This is a genomic window from Leptothoe spongobia TAU-MAC 1115 (assembly GCF_018739885.1).
Lineage (GTDB): Bacteria > Cyanobacteriota > Cyanobacteriia > Phormidesmidales > Phormidesmidaceae > Leptothoe > Leptothoe spongobia.
The window spans coordinates 38,841-53,959 of sequence record NZ_JADOES010000017.1 but is presented as its reverse complement, the minus strand read 5'-3'; the positions used below and the strand labels follow the sequence as shown (position 1 = coordinate 53,959).

Sequence of the window (15,119 nt, the reverse complement as noted above, 5' to 3'; positions counted from 1 at the left end):
GCACCGTCCATTAGATGATGAAATGCTCCACGATATGCACATCTCCTAAGGTGACCTGGGCTGTGAAGGGTTCGCCAGGATGTCCTCGGAAATAAAGCTGAAGATAGTTGTCTACACTACGCGATTGAGCTGTCAAACACACTGTATCCGCTTCATCCAAAATTGTTACCGTGAGACCTTCAGGTAGATAGGCAAGTCCCCCCAAGGGATATAGTCGCACGCCTATATTTACAAACGATTCACTTTCTTGTTCTACTTCGAGCACCAAGGCAACCTGCTCTGCCCCCAGTTTTAGCCCCAGGTCCAATTGCTTGGCCCGCTTAATTTGCATCGGTGCCTCTCGCTGAGTCTGCGCTCCTCCCTGCCTAAAGGCCGGCGTCCATAGATACTGTGCAAGCAGCTCCTCCGCAGACTGCCAGCCACTTTCAAAATGCCCTTCTAGCCAATGACTCAGTCTAGTTAATTGAGAAGGCTCTTGAGCAGACTCTTGGTCCACCAAAACCTCGCGAATTTGATGGAGATGGGCAGGGAAATCATCCATCGACTGTAGCCGATCCAAGATTAGCTGAGGATGGGTCGGAGATATCTCGGTCACAAAACCTAAGAGAGAGGCTTCCCCAACGACTTCGTCTAACGCTACGGCTATGTAACCAATGCGCTCTGTCAACGCCTCTGACGGCACTAGACAATGATCTATATCAACAGATACTGGACGACACTCCAAGCGCCCTACCCCAGAAACCACCAAATCAGCCACATCTTCGGTCAATTGCATCACCGGATTCCAGCTATCGCTGGTGGAGGGCTCGGTCGGGATCCCAAGAGCATCTAAAAACTCATGAATCACCCAAACTGCCAGCGTATTCCGTCGCACCCGTTCAGCAATAGCCGGATGAACATGATCACGAGAGAACTGCTGAGCAATTATCTTGCCTTGTTGTGTGATGGGCCAGATCAGCCTAGCCACCTCAGTAGCCTGTTGCGAGTGATTCATCGAAAGATTCTCCAGTATGCTGTGACAGCGGTGATAAAAAGAACAATTAAGAACTTAAATGGCCTTCAGCTCGCCCAAACTCTCTTAAACGGGACTTGCATTGACGACGATAAAAGCTTTCGAGAGTTTTGAAGGAAACACCAAACTCATCTTCTAAAGTTTGCCAGGATGTTTCTGGCGGCAGTCGCCTGAGAATCATCTCATAGCAGTTAATTTCCGGATGATTAGCAATGTGAATCTGGCGAAGTTCACTGGCATTTTGTTCTAACCAATCCTGAACCTTCTCCAGAATGGGTGGAATCTCCGGTTTAGCAGGCAGCGTTTCAACGATGTCGGTGGTCCCCCCCTCATCGTTGTAGGTAGAGATACAGCGAGCACGAGCAGCCTGGGCAGCCTGTTCAAAGTCCAAAAGACGAAACTTCAGATAGACATTGAGCCAAGTCACCACACTGGCTACATCGGGATCGTAAGGCTTGGCGGTTTTGCCCTCACACAGGTTTTGACAAAGATAAATCCATGTCTGCTGTAAGGCATCTTGATAACACGGGCTATTGTCATGCCAAAGCCGTGGTTTTACTAACCGAATCAACTGGGTTAGATATCGCTGTCGCTCTACACTGCCAAGACAGTGGCAACATGCTTCACAAGCCAACCGACGTAATTCATCTGGGGAGTTATTCATTGATAGCCCTGGGTTACTCCGTCTGAGAACTGTCCGCATTAGCGTCTTCCCATCTATATAAATTTATACGGCTAGTAACTCATCAGCTCACAAAGCAAAGATTCTGCAACCATCCGGAATGGTTCACAAAAATACAAGATCCTGCATCAGATTAAAGCCAGAAAGCGCCACAGCTGGGCCAGATGGATATTCATTCAAAAAATGTCCTCCTCCTCTGAAATCAAGTCGCCCTAGGTAAAGTAACGACTATACACAGCAAAATTGATACCAACAGTACCCCATGGGGTACTGGCAGTAGTCAACCCATAGGCCAGAATACAGACATCGAGTCAATGTTCTAAATTTAGACATTGGCGAGTCACATTGGCCAATCCAATGATTTCAAAGCTCGAAATTGTCCTCACCGATAGAGTCCAAAGGATCAGATCGAGTCGCGCTTGTGCATGGGATACACAAATTTTGTATAGGGAGCATTTAAAGTGAACCGTACACTTGAGCAAAATCGAACGTTAAGCACGGTTGATATCAGTGAGGGCAATGTGATTGTCCCTTTTGATATCGAACCCAACGATAAAGCAACTCGCATTCGTCAACATCTGGAAAACTGTACATCCTTAAATGTTTTGACCATCGCCCAACGGTTACTCAGACCTGCCGTGATTCCTACAGGTCCTGGTCCTTCTCCTAACCCAATTCCTCCACAGTATTAGCCATCAACCATAGGAAGTGAGGGTCAACCATAGCTTTTACTTCCTACTATTGAGTTTTAAGCGGTTTGACAAGGATCGCTACAGGAATCGCCACAATGCTGTGTGCAATGAAATTTAAAGATTCACATATCGCTGTTTTTGTAGCGTGTCTTTTCGGTCTCTTGAGTGGGCAATCGGTAATTGCCCAGGAGTCCTCGGCTTGTAAACTCGTTTTGCCAGACAATCTTCCTGCATATGTTGAAAGCATTTTCAATAACGGCAGACATTATTTGTCTAACCAGCAGTTTGACCATGCTGTCCAGCAGTATGAATCAGTTCTTGACCGCTTGGAAAATACTGGACAACACTCACAATTCCAAAGCCAAGTAAGATTAGCCTTAGCCTATGCTCTGTACCAGTTGGGTCGTTCCGATGAAGCAACTCCAGTGCTTGAACAAGCAATTGAAGCACTGACAGAATCTGAACAGATTCATTTGGAAATGGGGATCGCACAACAGAATCTAGGCCAAATTCAAGAAGATCTTGGTAGTTTTGTAGATGCTGCCAATAACTACGAACAAGCAGCTAGTATTTTTGACCGATTAGGTTGCTCCCACAATCGACAGATTTCTCTCATGTCAACAGCCATCGTACAAACATGGTTGGGACAGTATTCGGAAGCCAATAGGACCTTATATTCAAATTTAAACATTAGCAATCACCCTGGTGAGGCTGAAACCATTGGCCAAATTTATAACCTGCTTGGATGGATTGCCTTTTTGCAGAAACGATATGAGCCAGCCTTAGACCTTTATCAAACTGCTTTAGACTATGGACAACGGGCGTCTAGTTCTTCGGTTGTACTGAGTCGCACTCTCAACAATATGGGTTATCTCCATATCCAGGTGGGAGATATACCAATGGCTATTTCTCATCTGGAACAAGGGCTAGCACTGGTTTCCAAGACACCCGCAGGAATTGCTGAGCGGATTGATTTACTCGATAGCTTGGGCGAGGCTCACACTATTGATCAGGAGCCTACCAAAGCCTGGATACGATATCATCAGGCCCTGAGGTTGGCAGGACAAAGCGAGTATCGGTATCGTCAGCTAATTAGTTTGCTAAATGTAGCTAAAACGTTGGCATCTGCCAATGAAATCACGCTTGCGATCGCACTCTACAAACAAGCCATCAATGAAATTGAGCTGGTTCGAGCTGGTTTGCGATCGCTGCCCTTGGAAACTCAGCGACGCTATACCGAAACCGTTGCCGACAGCTATCGAAAACTAGCCGCCCTGCTGTTAGAGCAAGACCGGGTTTTTGAGGCTCAGCAGGTTTTGGATTTACTCAAAATTCAAGAGCTAGAAGACTATCTCCACGACGTCCGGGCAGAACAACCTCAGATAATCGATAAAATACCGTATCTGGAGCCTGAACAAAGCCTTCTCGATCAGCATCGCAGGCGACTAATAGAGGGGCAATCAGATACCACCCCCGTTATGGGGCTGGAAGAATTTCTGAAAATCCCTGAGGTTACAACAGCCTTAGATAGGCTTGAGCGTTCAGACAGTTCGCAGCTGCAACCAAAGTCCATGCAGCAACTCCAAAGCAATCTACAAACCTTACCCCATAAATCAGCCGTACTCTACCCCTTGGTCCTAAAGGATCGACTAGAGCTGCTGTTAGTCCCCCAAGTAGGAAAACCGATTCACAAAACAACATCCATCGATAAAACCACCCTGACAAACCAGGTCAATGACCTGCGCAATTATTTAGCAGACCCCAGCAGTGACGTCAAAGACATTGCCGGACCTCTCTATGACGCCATCATCCGCCCATTCCAGCAAGAACTAGTCACATTAGGCATTGAAAATATTATCTATATTCCCGACAGTGTGCTCCACTACATACCGCTCTCGGTACTTTACGACAGCAACCAACAAGAGTGGCTAGCCGAACAATATACGTCCCACAATCTCACCGCCAGTGATGTGGGTGACCTGACCCAATTGCCCAGTCGCCCCTTAGATATCTTGGCAGGGGCATTTGCCGATGCGGGTCAAACTTTTGAAACTATAATTGATCAGAAAGCCACCAACTTTAATGGCCTCACCTATGCTGGCCTAGAAGTGTCTTTCCTAGAAGAAAAACTACCCGCCACCCAAGTTTTGCTAGATGCAGACTTTAGCCGTAACAACCTGAAAACCCAGCTCAATGGTCAGAATATCGTCCATTTAGCCACCCATGCCGCCTTTGTACCAGGCCAGCCAGAGGATTCATTTATCCTGCTAGGGGATGGGGACACCATTACCCTCAAAGAGCTACGCCATTGGTCACTCCCCAATGTTGACTTGGTGGTCCTAAGTGCCTGTCAAACCGGTATCAGTCACATTGAAGACGGCCTGGAAATTCTCGGTATGGGCTTTCAAGTACAGCGTACAGATGCGCGATCGGCATTAGCGTCCCTTTGGTGGGTGGATGATCGGTCTACATCCCAGCTCATGCAACAGTTTTATACTGAGTTAGCAGCAGGCAAAACCAAAGTAGAAGCCCTGCAAAAAGCTCAGCTTCACCTCATAAATAATGGCCAAGACGAACCCTATTACTGGGCTCCATTTGTTCTCATTGGCAATGGCCTATAGGAAATCCAGACGTTATTGATTTAGAGATTAACCCACATTAACCAGGCTCCGCCAAATAGGGCTGCAAATGGGGACGCAGTGCTGTGCGTGCAGCCATTGCATGCTCAAAACGCTTAGTCTGATTTTGTTGAATCAGCTTATCAAACCAGTCTTCTATAGGTTCTGGAATAGAAGCAAACTGACGCCACTGTAAATCACCACTGACGGTAGGTAAAGTCAGCTGGTCTATGGACTGTCCCGTAAGCGCTTGCAGACCAATTAGCCCCAGAGCATATACATCACTACTCATGGCCGGACGACCGATGCGCTGTTCTAGAGGCTGATAATCCCGCTGCATCAGCAACTGCTTACGATATTCAGCCGATTGCTGACTGACGCCAATCATAGCCCGTTTACCGAGGCCACTATCAACTAAAATCATCGATTGGCCATGATTTTCTCGACTACTGGTCTGAATAAAGGCATCATCCCTTAACCCAGCATGAACCTGCTTGTGTCGATGAAATATACCCACCTGCTCCAACAGACGGTCCATCAACAAGAGTACTGACTCCAGTGGCCAAGGGGTTTGTAGTTTTGCCTGGAGTAGCTGGTCTTGATTAAACGTCTCTCCTAACCCATGGACAACATAGAACGTATTATCCACCTGGCCATAGGTATATCCTGGGAATAAGGAGCGTAAGGATTGAAACTTCTCTGTTTCTTTTTCCATAACCCGCTTCAACATCTCAGCGGTATCTTGGGAATATGCCTTTAGGGTCTGCAACAATACCAAAGAATCTGTTTGTTTATCTAGAGCAATCGATATCGGTCCCAACGGTTCTTGACGCAAAAAATATTGCACCTGATACCGCTCCGCCGCAAATCGAGAAAAGGACGTTTTAGGCACAAGTGAAATATTGGCAGCCGCTGACTGTGCTCCCGGTTGAGCAAGAAGTGTTTGCTTAGGCTGGTCCATGGGACGACCAGAATCAGCGGGCTCAGCGGGCTGTTTTGTCGCTTTCACAATAGCTAGCTGAGTTTCCACCCGAGCCAGCGTTACTGCAAAATCGATAGGCTTAGTTATATAGTCATTGGCCCCCAGCTCAAACGCTCTCACCATATCGTCACTTTGAGCCTTCGCCGTCACCATCAATACCGGCAACTGATTACGAGAATAGGTTTGACGAATACGCTTTAGCGTCTCAATACCATCAATACCCGGCATCATAATATCCAACAAGACCAGGGCGACATCTTGATGAGCTTGAATGTAGTCCAGGGCAGCCTCACCACTATCGACAACCACAGATTGGTAACCACGACGGTTTAGACGACGACTGAGCATGTCGCGATTGTCTTCATTGTCATCCACCACAAGAATAGGCAACCCACCAAAGATGTTACGAGTTTTCTCAGCAGCTGCGGAGGCTGGAGTGTCTGTAACATTTGCGGCAATAGGCGTCACCGCATTAATTGGGGTCACTGAAGCCTCCGCAGGAGCCGAAGCAATCGGAGTTACTGCAGATTCTGTGGGCATCGAGAGAGCCGATTCGGCTGGAGTGAGGGGAGTGACGGAAGCCGCAGAAGCAGTAATCGGTGTAACCGAGGCTGCTGGCGACACAAGTGGCGTGTCTGGCGTAATCGGAATAACGGGTGCAGCCGCAGTTTCAGAGGTGGCCGAGGCTTTTGGTCTGTCGGAGACTAATGGCTCAGACGACAAGAACGCCTTCATTTTACCCAGCAACCGTTTTAGATCGATTGGCTTAGTATCATAATCATCACAGCCTGCTGCCAATGCTTGATCTCGATCCCCTCGCATGGCATGGGCAGTCAATGCAATAATCGGCACAGCCTGTGTATGAGGCTGGGCTTTGAGCCGTCGCGTCGCCTCCCAACCATCAATTACGGGCAAACTCATGTCCATGAGAATTAGATCAAATGATTGAGCCGATGCGATCGCAATCGCTTCTGCACCATCCACAGCAATCGACAACTCATATCCACGACGACGAAGGCGTCGACTTAGCATATCCCGATTGAGCTCGTTATCTTCAACTAATAAGATTCTTGCCATAATCCCCTTAATTAACCTCAGCCTACAACTACTACCGGGTTAATCAGATGCACTAGACACCGTATCGGTGCTAGAGACTGAATCTGTTGTACTAGGCATCGAGCCCGCCTTTGCCGATACCATCGTCTGCAGCTCATTAATCAGCTCCTGACGATTAAGATCAGCCTTTTGATACACCCGAGCCACACCTTCTAACTGTTGCTGATCGCTAGCCGTCAACGCCTTTGCCGTCAACACAATAACCGGAATATCCTGCCAGTCGGAATTTTGTCGCAGCACTTGGATAAACTCAAACCCATCCATCTCAGGCATCATTAAATCCAACACAATCAGATCAGGTAGATTTTCATCCAGATACTGCAACGCCTCACGTCCATTAGAGGCCAGTTCAACTGTCCAATCTTGTCGTTGCAAAAATCGCCCCATAATCTCCCGTGCATTGACATCATCTTCCACCACCAAAATAGTGGGAGACATTCGCCCTGAGAGGTGAGTTTCTAAAACACTGAGTAAACGACTGCGATCAATTGGCTTAGTCAGATAGTCAGCAGCCCCTAAACTATGCCCCATTGGACGATCGTCTACAATAGACAGCAAGATAACCGGTATTTCCGCAACAACAGGTGTTTCTTTGAGTTGTCTTAAAACTGACCAGCCATCCATTTGCGGCATCATTACATCCAACGTAATCGCATCTGGTAACAGTTCACTCGCTAAAGCTAGTCCCTGTTCACCACTGGCAGCACAAACCACGTTATAACCAGCCTCATCAAGAGAACGACGCAGGATTTCACGAGCATCTTCATCATCATCTATAACTAAAATCGTTTGATTTGATGACTGACCAGTTAGGGGAGAGGGGATTGTCCTCGATTCACCTTCAGACGACAAAGCAGGGGCAAAAAATGGCTTACCTTTCGGGTTACTAGGCTGTACCATTTGTGGGATCACCAGCGAAAATGTGGTGCCCTGTCCATGGGCGCTTTCCACTTTAATATCCCCCCCCATCATATTGATAAACTGTTTGGTGATTGCCAACCCTAATCCTGTCCCCCCATATTTACGGGTAGTCGATGCATCTGCTTGGGTAAAGGCATCAAAAATCTTTTCTATCTGATCATCCTTCATACCAATCCCCGTATCATTAACAATGAAACGGAACCAGGGTCCATCGTAGATAGCATTATCAACTGTCGAGATCTGCTCAACCGTTAGGGTAATGTCTCCACCTTGAGTAAACTTACAAGCATTGCTCAACAAATTAAACAGACTTTGGCGCAACTTTGTTTGATCGGCTCGAAGGTCACCAACATCATGGGGACAGAAAATTGACAGATGGTTATTATTTTTATGAGCAACAGGAACAATCGTACCAGAGATATCTTCCACCATCTCTCGGATTGAAAAGTCTTCCAAAAACAACTCCATCCGACCAGCTTCAATTTTAGACAGGTCAAGAACCGAGTTAATTAAGCCCAACAAATGTTTGCCTGCACCTTGGATTTTTTGCAAATCAGGCACAAAATCATCTTCACCCAGGTCAGTGGCTTCTTCTTCTAGCATCTCACTGTAGCCAATGATGGCATTCAGAGGGGTTCGCAGCTCATGACTCATGTTGGCTAGAAACTCACTCTTAGAGCGGTTGGCATCTTCGGCCTTGACCCGTGCCTCTTCAGCCTCTTCCATGGCTTTCATCAGCTTAGTTGTACGATCTTGCACACGACTATCCAGGTCGCGATTAAGCTCCATCAGCTGTTCCTCAGCCTGCTTTCGCTCTGTCACATCTTGCAAAAACAGGGATAAACCATCACGACCAGGATACCCCCGCACCTGCAACCATCGTTGGGTCGGAGCATAGTAAGTTTCAAAACTGACCACCGTTTGCTCAGCCATAGCACGACGATATTGTTGTTCGTAACGTGCCCCTAGAGATTCTGGAAAAATCTTCCAGAAATCTTGCTCCAACAACCCTTGAATACTCCGCTTAAGAACTTCAGCAGCCTGAGCATTTACATAGGTCACCTTCCAGGTACGATCAACCGCAACAAATGCATCAGTAATATTTTCCAAGACGCTGGTCGTACGCTGTGTGGACTGCCGTAGACGAGCCACTAGCCCGTAGGCAACCACACCAATCAACGCTAATGCCACTAAGTAGGCTGCATTTCGATAGATGGCCGCTTGCCTAAAGGCAACACGACTTGACTGGTCATAGGTATCTTCCAGTTCGCGAATATTAATAGTCAGGGGCAAATTTACTGCTTGATCCAGCAGAGCATCGGCAAAGGGCTTGTTATCTAGAACTGTTTGAGACAGCTGCACCACCTGGGATACATCCTCTGATCGAGAAAACTCACCTGCATTCAGCTTGGCTTTAACTGCATTCAGCTCTTTCTCAATCGTAGTCACCAATTGCTCATCAGTTGCCATGATGTAGATCAAAACATCATCTATAAGCCGCTCAAGATCCGCATCACTGGTATTCTTTAGTTGATTTACTAAGCTAGGTAATTGAACAAGAGCATTTTGTAACTCAGCATTGTTTTCCTGAAACTGATTCACCAGTTCAGTTTTTTCCTCAAGCAGCTGAGCATCACGACTAATCAACTTCTGTAGCTTTAGTCGGTCCTCATCAACAACAAAGTCAGGTATTTTTTGGGCCAGTTCTTCCTGAATTTTCAGTTCTTCAACTAAGGCGTCTTCCAGTGGTTTATCATTTCGCAGAAGCGTGTAGCGCTCTTTAAGCAGTGCTAGCTCAACCTCTGTATCGCTTTCAACTTGGCTAGCAATTAAATCTGCATAATTTTGATATTGGTTTACATTAACCGACTTCCCTTTAACTCCCAAAAACGCAAGGAGCAGAAAAGCGGTGACTACACCTACCCCTTTAAAAATAGCGTCCCGATTCACTAGAATAACCTCCTAAAATTTGTATCTATATAAGGAGAAAAATCATTGGCTCGACTCACAATCTTTTGACAACACATTAATGAAGATGGAAAATTAAACCGTTTAATCAACCTTGTCAATAAAATTAAGGTTGATTTGAGCATAAAAATGACAATAGAACGCTTGTTACCAACAAATACTGAAGTCCTGATTTTATTATTAAAAAATAAAAAATATTTTACAGAAGAGCTGCTGATTAAAGTACTAAGGTTTTAATAGATTGAATTTGAATAACGATACACTCCAAACATCTAATGAAGTCATTGAGAGTATCGAACTAATTTTTGCCATCACTAATAATTTCGGTAAGAGCAAAACTTCTTTATAAAGATGCTCTAGAATGGTGATTAGTTCCGGAAGGTAAGCGTTCATGATTAAGAACACTTATGTATCTTAGCCTCTTTCATCGTGACATTACATATCCTAGAACTCCTCACAGCACTAATGTGGCTTACCGACAAGTCTTATCTGACCACAGATGCACTATCGACATTAGCAGTCACTAATGCCCGTACCTCATTAAGCAAATCCTGACGATTGAAATCGGCCTTTTGATACACCTGCACTACACCATCTAAACGCTGTTGATCCTTAGCCGTTAGCGTCTTGGCAGTCACCACAATAATCGGAATAGATCTCCAGCCAGGGTTCTGACGCAAAATCTGAACAAATTCAAAGCCATCCATACCAGGCATCATCAAATCCAGAACAATCAGATCAGGGACAGTATCATTGATATAGTTAAGAGCCTGCTGACCGCTAGCAGCTAAAACAATGGTCCAATTGTACTGCTGCAAAAAACGCCCCATAATTTCCCGAGCATTAACATCGTCCTCGACTACTAAGATTTTTGGACATTCATGATCAGGAAGTTGGGTCTCTAAGATGTCAAGTAACCGAATATGGTCAACGGGTTTCGGGATACAGCCAGCTGCCCCTAACTGATGTGCACGATTGGAGTCGTCAGTGATTGCTAAAACAGGTATGGGAGCAAGTGTTGGCATAGCTTTGAGACCTTGCAAAATCGCCCAACCATCCTCTTGAGGCAACATAATATCCAGAAGGATAGCGTCAGGTAAATGCTCATTGGCCAGCACTACACCCTGCTGCCCATCAACAGCACAAACGACGTTGTAACCCGCATCTGTCAACCAACCGTGTAAACTCTCCCGAGCATTCACATCCTCCTCAATCACTAAGATAGTCTTTTCAGAAGATTTACCTGATAATTCATGAATTGCAGCAATTGACTCCCTCTCAATCAAGCGAATAGGAGGAGCAAAGAAGGTTTCCTCAGAGGGTCTATCCACCTGAACCATTCTAGGAATAGCCAGGGTAAAGGTCGTTCCCTCACCATAAGTACTATCAACTGACACATCACCTCCCATCATGGCAATAAACTGTTTAGTAATCGTTAGCCCTAAACCAGTACCTCCATATTTTCGTGTCGTTGATGTATCTGCTTGAGTAAAGGCCTGGAAAACTTTACCCATTTGCTCAGGCGTCATACCAATCCCAGTATCTGTAACCATAAATTTTAAGCCTCTATCCTCAGAACCCTGAGAATTTGCCATCATTATTGGCTCGACCGCTAAAGTAATCTTGCCCTTCTCAGTAAACTTACATGCGTTGCTGAGCAGATTGATCAAACTTTGTCTTAGTTTGACCTGATCGGCATGAAGCATACCAATATCGTTGGGACAAGACACATACAGTTGGTTAAAATTCTTTTGAGCTAAGGGCTGAATGGTTCCTATAATTTCATCCATGATGGTCTTGACACAGATATCCTCCAGGAAAAGTTCCATGCGACCAGCCTCAATTTTAGATAAATCCAACACCGAGTTAATTAGGCCTAGCAGATGTTTGCCTGCTCCCTGGATTTTTTGCAAATCCGGAACAAAATCCTCTTCCCCAATGCTTGTCACATCCTCTTCAAGCATTTCGCTGTAGCCAATAATGGCATTTAGCGGTGTGCGGAGTTCATGACTCATATTCGCCAAAAACTCACTTTTAGAACGATTAGCATCCTCTGCCTTTACCCGTGCTGTTTCCGCTTCTTCCATAGCACTTGCAAGTTGGGCCGTCCGGTCCTTAACACGGTTATCAAGATCACGATTTAGTTCCAGTAGCTGTTCTTCAGCCTGTTTTCGTTCTGTAAAGTCTTGTAAAAAGATGGACAGCCCATCGATTCCCGGATAGCCACGCACCATCAACCAGCGTTCAGTGGGCTCATAATAAGTCTCAAAACTGACTACCTGTAAGTTAGTCGCAACGGCTTCATGGTAGTACTCGGTAAAACGTTTACCGAGGGATTCGGGTAAAATCTTCCAAAAATCCTGACCTAGTAGCCCTGAAATATCGCACTTAAGAATATCAGCAGCTTGGGCATTCACGTAAGTAATTGACCAGGTACGATCTAAAGCAATAAACGCGTCAGTAATACTTTCTAGAACTCTTACGGTCTGCTGACTGGTACGGCGCAAACGGTTAATGACCCAAAAGGCAACGACACCTGAACCTGTAAACAACAGAACATATGCCAGGTTTCGATAAAGGGCAACTCGTTTTTGAGTCGTTTGCTGTATATCATCAAACTGTTTTTCAAGCGCTCGAATATTATTAGTTAGCGGTAAATCAAATACATCAGCAATTAATTGATCTGCAGCAGGCTTGTTATCTAAAACCAGCTGAACCAACTGAGCTACTTGAGGTTCAGTTATGGGACCAGAACCAAGTCTAGGTCCAAGACGACTAAATTTTGTTTCTATATCAGCAATAAGTTTCTTATCACTAGTGACAGCATAGAGAAATAGATCATCCAATAAGGCCTCAATTTCGAGACGCAGACTGCCGTTCAGACCATTGAGCAAATTGGGTTCTTGAGTCAGAGCCGTTCTTAACTCGGCATGGTGCACTTCGAGCTGCTCAATAAGCTGACGCTTTTCAGATAACAATTCAGCATTGAATTCTAGTTGCTTTCGTAGACGGGTTTTCTCGGCCGCTGATAGTGAAGGAGGAATCTGTCCCATTAACTGAGCCTGCACTTTCTCTGCTTCAAGCAAAGCCGTATTTAAGGACTGCCCATTTTGGGAAATAGTATAGCGAATATTTTGCAACGCTAGTTGAACAGCTGCCTCGTTAACGAGCTGATCCGAAATCAGTGCACTGTAACTTCGGTATTGATCAAAATCAACAGCAACGCTTTTAAGACCCAAAATTGCCAAGACTGAGAGTGTAGCGACAGCAGGTATACCCTTTAAAAAGTGCTTTCGTCTCACCTCAGGCATCTCCAAAAAATCAAATAAAATTCCCTGACTATTAATCAGAAGCTTAATAAGCAGCTTAAGTCCTATCCCAAGCGCTCAGTTTTAACCTGAAATCAACGATGAAAAATTAGACGTTGCGGATCTTCGCTATGAATTTAAGCTGTGCAACGCAAACAAATGGCGACTGCACCAGCCAGATTCATCCTTTTAAGCAGCAACGGCAAAAATAAATAGCCCCAAGATACTGGCGGGAAAACACACCCAGTATCTTAATCAACAACTTTATTTGTAGCTAATCCGAACGTTTGGAGATAATACCTTCAAAAATTCAGAAGTCAGAACACTCTATTATCGATAAACGAGGAAGAAGTCAGAGAGTTATTTAATTTCTTTGCTGTACTTGATTTAGGAGTTTAATTCTAAAGTATTTGCTCAGCATCAACCACAAATCGGCATTTTCGCGAGTTTTGCTTAACTATAGACATTTAACACCCAGCGATAAGCCCCTGATGTCCTTTTTAGCTATTACAGACATTAGGATGCCGGGTGTTGTTCCGGAAACGGGATACTAATTTGGCAGCCCTATTACTTTTAAGGCAATGTCTTGAGTGGATACTGGCATTGAGCAAACTGATCGCCCCACAGCCTGAGCGATGGGAGTCAGACTCTCCACAAGTCCAGTCATAGCTTCTAGACTAATGGTCTGACGAGCATCGCTTATGGATTGTTCGGGGTCTGGATGACACTCAATCATTAAACCGTCAGCTCCAGCAGCAATAGCAGCCCTAGCCAACGCAGCTACTAACTCTCGCTTCCCCGTAGCGTGACTAGGATCAACTAGCACTGGCAAATGGGTGATTTGCTTAAGAGCAACGACAGCCCCGAGATCAAGGACATTACGTGTATAGTTATCAAAACTTCGAATACCACGTTCACAAAGGATAATATTGGAGTTGCCATGGCTGGCAATATATTCTGCCGCCATGACAAACTCGTTGATAGTTGCGGATAAGCCTCGTTTTAGCAGTACAGGTTTATCCGTCTCCCCCAAGGCTTTGAGCAAATCAAAATTTTGCATATTCCGACTACCCACCTGTAGTACGTCAGCATGGGGGGCAAGTTTTTCGATTTGATGGATTGCCATTACCTCCGTAATCACTGGCAATCCATAGCGCTTTCGTATAGCTGAAAGAATATCTAAACCGACATCTCCTAAACCCTGAAACGCATAGGGTGATGTGCGGGGCTTATAAATACCCCCGCGCAATCCTTGTACAGGAGCTTGCAGCAGAGTTTGGGCAATTGTATCCATCTGGGACATGCTCTCAATGGAGCAGGGTCCACCTACTATAAATAAGGTTTTACCACCAACGGAGATATGGGGTGTAATGGCAATTTCACTGGTGTGATGGGCGTGGGTTTTGGCAACTAGTTTGGCGTCTTTCATGGGTTGAGAAAAATAAACAGTAAAAAAACAAAAAACCCGCAGCCTGTGGAGGCTCCGGGCAAGTCAATACAGCAAAGTAAACGCTACCTACCCGGTGGTGGCGTAAAAAAGAAAAATGTAAACTGCCAGCTGTAGCAAGGGATCATGACGGTCGTAACGAGGGAGTGAGGACGGGGTAGTAAGGTAAATAAAACAAAACCGCAGAGCTTACACCCTGCGGTTCATCGGCCTTCCATAGTAGCCCTAGGGCTCATGGCCGATGAACCTGGCTAAACCAAAAGTAAAAGAATTGCTGACACATAGAATTGAAAGACTTGAAAGTCTGGAGCAATGTCTGTATCGATACCAGTACATTAACGCGCCAAACTTAAATCGTCAACTGTCAGGTGCG

The 15,119-nt window shown here is 45.5% G+C and carries 8 protein-coding genes; 2 read left to right on the top strand and 6 right to left on the bottom strand.

Annotation, left to right across the window (positions count from 1 at the left end):
* Window positions 1-10 precede the first annotated feature (10 nt).
* Complete coding sequence (locus tag IXB50_RS10575; protein ID WP_215608933.1) at window positions 11-994, bottom strand: DUF1822 family protein; 984 nt, start codon at window positions 992-994, stop codon at window positions 11-13.
* Window positions 995-1,040: 46 nt separating this feature from the next.
* Window positions 1,041-1,676, bottom strand: a complete 636-nt coding sequence (locus IXB50_RS10570) for a sigma-70 family RNA polymerase sigma factor (RefSeq protein ID WP_215608932.1) — start codon at window positions 1,674-1,676, stop codon at window positions 1,041-1,043.
* Window positions 1,677-2,155: 479 nt separating this feature from the next.
* On the opposite strand from IXB50_RS10570, the gene IXB50_RS10565 reads away from it, so the two are divergent.
* Both IXB50_RS10565 and IXB50_RS10560 read left to right on the top strand, forming a co-directional pair.
* Window positions 2,156-2,386: a hypothetical protein gene (locus IXB50_RS10565; protein ID WP_215608931.1), complete on the top strand. Its 231-nt coding sequence runs from the start codon at window positions 2,156-2,158 to the stop codon at window positions 2,384-2,386.
* 95 nt (window positions 2,387-2,481) lie between these two features.
* Complete coding sequence (locus IXB50_RS10560; RefSeq protein ID WP_326520769.1) at window positions 2,482-5,007, top strand: CHAT domain-containing protein; 2,526 nt, start codon at window positions 2,482-2,484, stop codon at window positions 5,005-5,007.
* Between the two features lie 37 nt (window positions 5,008-5,044).
* Here IXB50_RS10560 and IXB50_RS10555 read toward each other — a convergent pair whose 3' ends face one another.
* From IXB50_RS10555 to aroF, 4 genes are all read right to left on the bottom strand, one after another.
* A complete protein-coding gene (locus IXB50_RS10555; protein ID WP_215608929.1) occupies window positions 5,045-7,063 on the bottom strand; it encodes a response regulator in 2,019 nt (672 codons plus the stop codon).
* Window positions 7,064-7,102: 39 nt separating this feature from the next.
* Entirely contained in the window at window positions 7,103-9,973 is a 2,871-nt protein-coding gene (locus tag IXB50_RS10550; RefSeq protein WP_215608928.1) for a hybrid sensor histidine kinase/response regulator, read from the bottom strand.
* Window positions 9,974-10,476: 503 nt separating this feature from the next.
* The gene (locus IXB50_RS10545) at window positions 10,477-13,293 is read right to left on the bottom strand and encodes a response regulator (RefSeq protein WP_215608927.1); all 2,817 of its coding nucleotides are present in this window, start codon (window positions 13,291-13,293) and stop codon (window positions 10,477-10,479) included.
* Window positions 13,294-13,849: 556 nt separating this feature from the next.
* The gene (gene aroF, locus IXB50_RS10540; protein ID WP_215608926.1) at window positions 13,850-14,728 is read right to left on the bottom strand and encodes a 3-deoxy-7-phosphoheptulonate synthase; all 879 of its coding nucleotides are present in this window, start codon (window positions 14,726-14,728) and stop codon (window positions 13,850-13,852) included.
* Between the last annotated feature and the right edge of the window lie 391 nt (window positions 14,729-15,119).